This is a genomic window from Streptomyces sp. P5F9, assembly GCF_057961495.1.
In genome coordinates, this window is the sequence record NZ_JBXVPZ010000575.1 from 1 (window position 1) to 5,361 (window position 5,361).

At 72.4% G+C, this 5,361-nt stretch carries 6 protein-coding genes; 3 read left to right on the forward strand and 3 right to left on the reverse strand.

The window, feature by feature from the left end; genetic code table 11:
- Nucleotides 1-922: 922 nt before the first annotated feature.
- Nucleotides 923-1,903, forward strand: coding sequence for a helix-turn-helix domain-containing protein (locus AC31A1_RS45915; RefSeq protein WP_489659016.1), 981 nt, complete (start codon nucleotides 923-925; stop codon nucleotides 1,901-1,903).
- A gap of 36 nt (nucleotides 1,904-1,939) precedes the next feature.
- On the forward strand, nucleotides 1,940-2,422 hold the full coding sequence (locus tag AC31A1_RS45920; RefSeq protein WP_489659017.1) for a DUF456 domain-containing protein: 483 nt from the start codon (nucleotides 1,940-1,942) through the stop codon (nucleotides 2,420-2,422).
- 11 nt (nucleotides 2,423-2,433) lie between these two features.
- Here the strand turns inward: AC31A1_RS45920 and AC31A1_RS45925 are convergent, their stop codons facing one another.
- Nucleotides 2,434-3,678 carry an SGNH/GDSL hydrolase family protein gene (locus tag AC31A1_RS45925; RefSeq protein ID WP_489659018.1) on the reverse strand — a complete coding sequence of 415 codons (1,245 nt, stop codon included), beginning with the start codon at nucleotides 3,676-3,678 and terminating at the stop codon, nucleotides 2,434-2,436.
- 182 nt (nucleotides 3,679-3,860) lie between these two features.
- Between AC31A1_RS45925 and AC31A1_RS45930 the strand changes: the two genes are divergently transcribed.
- On the forward strand, nucleotides 3,861-4,244 hold the full coding sequence (locus AC31A1_RS45930; protein WP_489659019.1) for a PPOX class F420-dependent oxidoreductase: 384 nt from the start codon (nucleotides 3,861-3,863) through the stop codon (nucleotides 4,242-4,244).
- 1 nt (nucleotide 4,245) lies between these two features.
- On the opposite strand, the gene AC31A1_RS45935 is transcribed toward AC31A1_RS45930, so the two are convergent.
- Nucleotides 4,246-4,758, reverse strand: a complete 513-nt coding sequence (locus AC31A1_RS45935; RefSeq protein WP_489659020.1) for a methylated-DNA--[protein]-cysteine S-methyltransferase — start codon at nucleotides 4,756-4,758, stop codon at nucleotides 4,246-4,248.
- Nucleotides 4,755-5,361, reverse strand: a 607-nt coding sequence (locus AC31A1_RS45940) for a DNA-3-methyladenine glycosylase family protein (protein WP_489659021.1), incomplete at its 5' end; no start/stop codon positions are given. The genes AC31A1_RS45935 and AC31A1_RS45940, both read right to left, overlap by 4 nt.

Genomic DNA, 5,361 nt, shown 5'->3' on the forward strand with positions numbered 1-5,361 from the left:
CCACCCGACGCCGGCCTATCGACCGGCGCCTGTGATGCGGAGCGAGCAGAAGTGCCCCGTGCGTCCGTCGGCCCCTGGAACGGAGGCCCTGGCGGAACCGCCGCCCCCGGAGGTGCCGGAGGCGGTGGCTCCCAACCACCCCGTGGGGAAGCAGAACCCGTACCAACAGGCGGCTCGGAGTTTGGCTGGGCTCCCGCGCGGGGCCCCGGGACACCCGGGCCCACTGGACGCTCCCGATCGTCCGCCGGAGGCACCCCCACTGTTCCCGCCGCCGAAGCGAACCGGTCGTCGACGGAGTCGCCCGCGGCCGTGGGCCCCGTGTCCTCCGCGGTGTCGTCGTACAGCTGGCTCCACCAGTCGTCCTCGTGACCGGTCGGCGTTCCCCCCTGCTGGCTCATGCCCCTAATTGTCCACCGCGCGGGCCAGTTGGAAACGGGGCGTCCGGAAAATCGGGTGCGAGCCCCTCCTCGAACGGCGTGTCGGATGACCTGCCGAACACCCGTCCGCCACAGGACGAGACAGGCCGCCGGACGGTCCCACCCCCCACGGGAGAACCGCCCGGCGACAACTGAGTGACCCGGCCCCGACTCCCCTGCGTGCCGGCGCACGTCATGGGCCCGGGTCACGTTCCAAGTGACCGAATCCCGTCGCGGGTTCGGCCCACCCGGTCCCGAGTGTGACCGGCTTTCCTGAAGCCCCCCTGTGATGCGCGCCTGTCTCCCCCATGACCCGCCGCGCGCGAACCCGCAGGCCAAGAAACCCCAATACCGGCATTACGGGCGACAGTTGATGCCCCAGTGACGCAACCTTGGCAGAGTGACGGGTGGTACGGCGATGATGTGCCGAGGCGGTTTTGCGCCGTGGCTGTTTTCCGCCACGGCCCGCGGGACGCGACGGGGTCTTCGGGGAGAGGCGGCACCTGATGCTGGGAGCGATAGGCCTGGACGAGGCACACGAGTCGGCGTACCGGGCACTGGTGTCCGTCGGCGCCGCGGACGTGCCCGATCTCGCCCGGCGGCTGACCATCGGGGAGTACGACACCGAGCGCGCCCTGCGCCGCCTGGAACGGCACGGACTCGCGGCCCAGTCCTCGGCCCGCCCCGGCCGCTGGGTCGCCGCCCCGCCCGGGGTCGCCCTCGGCGCGCTGCTCACCCAGCAACGCCACGAGCTGGAGAAGGCGGAACTGGCCGCCGCGCTGCTCGCCGAGGAGTACCGCGCCACCGCCGCCGAACCCGCCGTACACGACCTGGTGGAGGTGGTGATCGGCGCCGCGGCCGTCACCCAGCGCTTCCTCCAGCTCCAGCTCGGCGCGACCGAAGAGGTCTGCGCGCTGGTCACGGGGGCCCCGGTCGCCGTCACCGGCATGGAGAACGACGCGGAGGAACAGGCCGCCGACCGCGGGGTCCGCTACCGGGTCGTCCTCGAACGCGCCGTACTCGACCAGCCGGACGGCATCACCGAACTCACCGCCGCGCTCAACCGCGACGAACAGGTGCGGGTGGTCGACAAGGTGCCGACGAAGCTCGTGGTCGCCGACCGGACCCTCGCGATGGTGCCGCTGACCTCGCACACCGCGGAGCCCGCCGCGCTCGTCGTGCACGCGAGCGGCCTCCTGGAACTGCTCTCCGGACTCTTCGAGTCGATCTGGCGGGACGCCCTCCCCCTGCGCCTCGGCACGTCCGGCCCCACCGAGCAGAACCCCGACGGCCCCGACGCCACCGACCTGGAGGTGCTGTCCCTGCTGCTGGCCGGGCTGACCGACGCCAGCGTGGCGAAACAGCTCGACCTGGGCCTCAGGACGGTCCAGCGCCGGGTGAAACGGCTGATGGAGCTGACCGGCGTGACGACCCGCCTGCAACTGGGCTGGCACGCGTACGAACGAGGCTGGGTGGCCCGTACCTGACCTGCGGTTTCACCCGGGGTCCCGCAGGCTGGACAGATGGGAGTGGGTGAACTCCTCCTGGTCGGCGTCGTCATCCTGCTCGGCCTGTGCGGAGTCTTGGTGCCCGGAGTGCCGGGGTCGTGGCTGGTGTGGGCCGCGGTCCTGTGGTGGGCGCTGAAGGACCCGCAGCCGGTGTCCTGGAGCGTCCTCGTGGGCGCCACGGTCGTCCTCTTCCTCTCCCAGGTGGTCCGCTGGACCCTCCCGCCCCGCCGCCTGCGCGCGAGCGGCGCGACCCCCCGAATGGGCGTGTACGCCGGAGCCGGCGCGTTCCTCGGCTTCGTCCTGATCCCCGTGCTCGGCGCGATCCCCGGCTTCATGGCCGGCATCTACCTCCACGAACGCCTGCGCCTGGGCCGCCACGGCGAGGCCATGGCCTCCCTCCGCACGGCGATGCGCTCGGGCGGCTCCAGCGTGCTGACCGAACTGTTCACCTGCCTGCTGATCATGGGCGCGTGGGTGGGCGCGGTGATCTGGGGCTGACGCGGAGGCGTTCAGCCGAGGGCGGTGAGGTCGACCGTGTCGGCGAGCGCCCGCATGCCCGCGTCGTTGAAGTGCAGGTGGTCACCGCAGTCGTAAGCGGGCCGGATCCGCTGCGGCTGCTCCGGGTCACGGACGGCGGCATCGAAGTCCACGACCCCGTCGAAGGGCCCACCGCCGCGAATGAAGACATTGACCTTCTGCCGTACGGCTTCCCGGGCCGCCGTGTATCCGCTGTTGCCGCCGTACGGCGTGAGGGTCGCGCCGATGACACGGATGCCGTGCGCGTGGGCGCGGCTCACGAGGGTGCGGTAGGCGCTCTCGAAGGCGCCGGGGTCGGTGGCCGCCGGGGTGCCTTTGATGTCGTTGATGCCTTCGAGGACGATCAGCACCCGCACCCCCGACCGCGACAGGGCATCGGCGTCGAGACGGGACAAGGCACTCGGTCCTACGTCGTCGCGCAGCAGCCGGTTCCCGGAGACACCGGCGTTGAGGACACCGAGGCGACGGTACGCCGGCAGGGTGCCGAGACGTTCGGCGAGCCGGTCGGGCCAGCGGTGGTTGGCGTCCCGGGTGGAACCGTTGCCGTCGGTGAGGGAGTCGCCGAAGGTGACGACACTGCCGGCCGCCGGGGCGTCGAGGACGTCGACACCGGTGACGTAGTACCAGGAGGTGGTGGTCGCGGTGTACGCGGAACCGTCGACATCGGCGGCCCGATTCCCTTGCGGTGCACGGTAGTTGGTCTGTCCGGCCGCACGGTGGTAGGTCGCGGGACCGGAGTCGTCGGGCGTGTGGACGGTGACGAGCAGATCCGCCGCGTCGGGCGCGGCGAGCGGAACGGGATCACTGACCAGATCCCCGCCCACCGGAATGGTGACCGTCCGGGCGCCGTCGAAGGTGGCGACCCGCATCGAACCCGGCACGGCGTCCGGCCCCGCCTCGCGCAGGGCGACGGTCACCGCGTCGAGGCGGAGGGGAGCGGTACCGAACCGGTTGGTGAGCCGGACGCGGGTGGCGCTGCCGCCGACGCTGAGGTGGACGACGTTGCGGAGTGAGGCGCCGGGCCGGGCCGGGGCGGTTCCGGAGGGAGCGGCCTCCCAGGTGCCGGTCCAGGTGCCGAACGGGTCGAGGGCCGAGGCCTTGGGAACGGAGGCGTCGGCTGTCGCCGCACCCGCCGCACCCGCCGTCCCCGCCGTCCCAACTCCCGCTCCCAGCACGAACACCAGCAGTCCTACGACGACCCGTCCGGCCCCGACCATGAGCGCTCCGCCTCTCCCCACCAGCCACAAGGAAGGCGACCGTGGCACGCCGGAACGGGCGGACGGCGGAGCATCACCGGTGCCGGGCCCCACGTCCCCTGTCCGGCGTAGGACGCGGAGCGGAGGGAGGCCTGGGACCGGAGGCCGATGCGCACCGCGGGCAGGCGTGTTTGGCTGCGGTCATGACCGAATTCACCGAGGCCGAACGCGCGTACCTCTCCTCACAGCGACTGGGGCGCCTCGCCACCGTCGACCCCCAGGGCCAGCCACAGGCCAACCCCGTCGGCTTCTTCCCCCAGGCCGACGGGACGATCCTCGTCGGCGGCTATGCGATGGGCACGACCAAGAAGTGGCGCAACCTGCGGGAGAACCCGAAGGTCGCGCTGGTCGTGGACGACATCGTCAGCGTCCGCCCCTGGAAGGTACGGGGCATCGACATCCGTGGCGAGGCGGAACTCCTGGTCGGGCCGCACGAGTTGGGCCCGCACATGAGCGAAGAGGTGATCCGTATCCATCCCCGGCGGATCCACAGCTGGGGCCTGGAGACGGAACCGGGAACGGACTGACTCAGCCCAACGCGTCCTCCAGGGTGAGCAGTTGGACCTTGCGTTCGAGCCCGCCCGCATACCCCGTCATCGACCCGTCCGCTCCGATCACCCGGTGGCAGGGCCGGACGACCAGCAACGGATTGGCTCCGATCGCCCCGCCCACGGCCCGAACAGCCGCCCGGGACGCGCCGATCCGTGCGGCGATCTCGCCGTACGTCGTCGTCGCGCCGTACGGGACGGAGTCGAGGGCGGTCCACACGCGCTCGCGGAAGTCGGTGCCGGTGGTGCGGAACTCCAGCTGGAATTCCTTGAGTTCACCGGCGAAGTAGGCGGCGAGCTGTTCACCGGCGAAGTAGGCGGCGAGCTGTTCGCCGGCGGCACGGAAGGGGCCGGGGTCCTGCCGCCACTCCGGCTGGACGGTACGGCCGCCCTTCTGCCCGGGTACGGAGAGGGAGGTCAGGGCGCCGAACTCGTCGGCGGTGAGGAGGAGTTGGCCCAGGGGGCTGTCGAAACTCGTCCAGCGGGTGCTCATCGGGACTCCGGCTCCCCTGCCGTGCGCAGGTGTTGTAGGTGCTGTACGGCGTACGAACGCCAGGGGCGCCAGGCATCCGGAATGTCGACGCCGGGCGGTGCCACGTCGGGGTCGCCGAGGGCGCGGGTACGGATGACGGCGACGGTCGCGGCGTCCATGCCGGGCAGCGCGAGCAGAGCCTCCTCCGCGTCGTCCCGGTCGACGCCGGCGTCGAGTCGTACCGTGCCGTCGGACAGGGCGGTGGCGAGGGCGGCCAGGGGTTCGCCGGGCGCGGCGTCCACCAGCGCGGACGGCTCGGGGAAGAGATGGGTGAGGCCGCCGGACGGGGCGTCCAGTGTCTTGCCGTAGCGCCGCACCAGCCGCTCGGCCTCCGGCCGCCCGACCAGGGCCCGTACGGCGAGTTCCTCAGGGTCCGCGGTCCCCGGTGAGCGCAGGCCGGGTCGGGCGGCGACGAGCGGGGCGAGCCGGGGATCGGCACCGAGGCGTTCGTCGACGGCGTACGGGTCGGCGTCGAGGTCGAAGAGCCGCCGCAGGCGCTGGACGGCGGTGGTCAGGTCGCGGTGGTCGGTGAGGTGCAGACGGGCGTCGAGCCAGCCGCCGGGG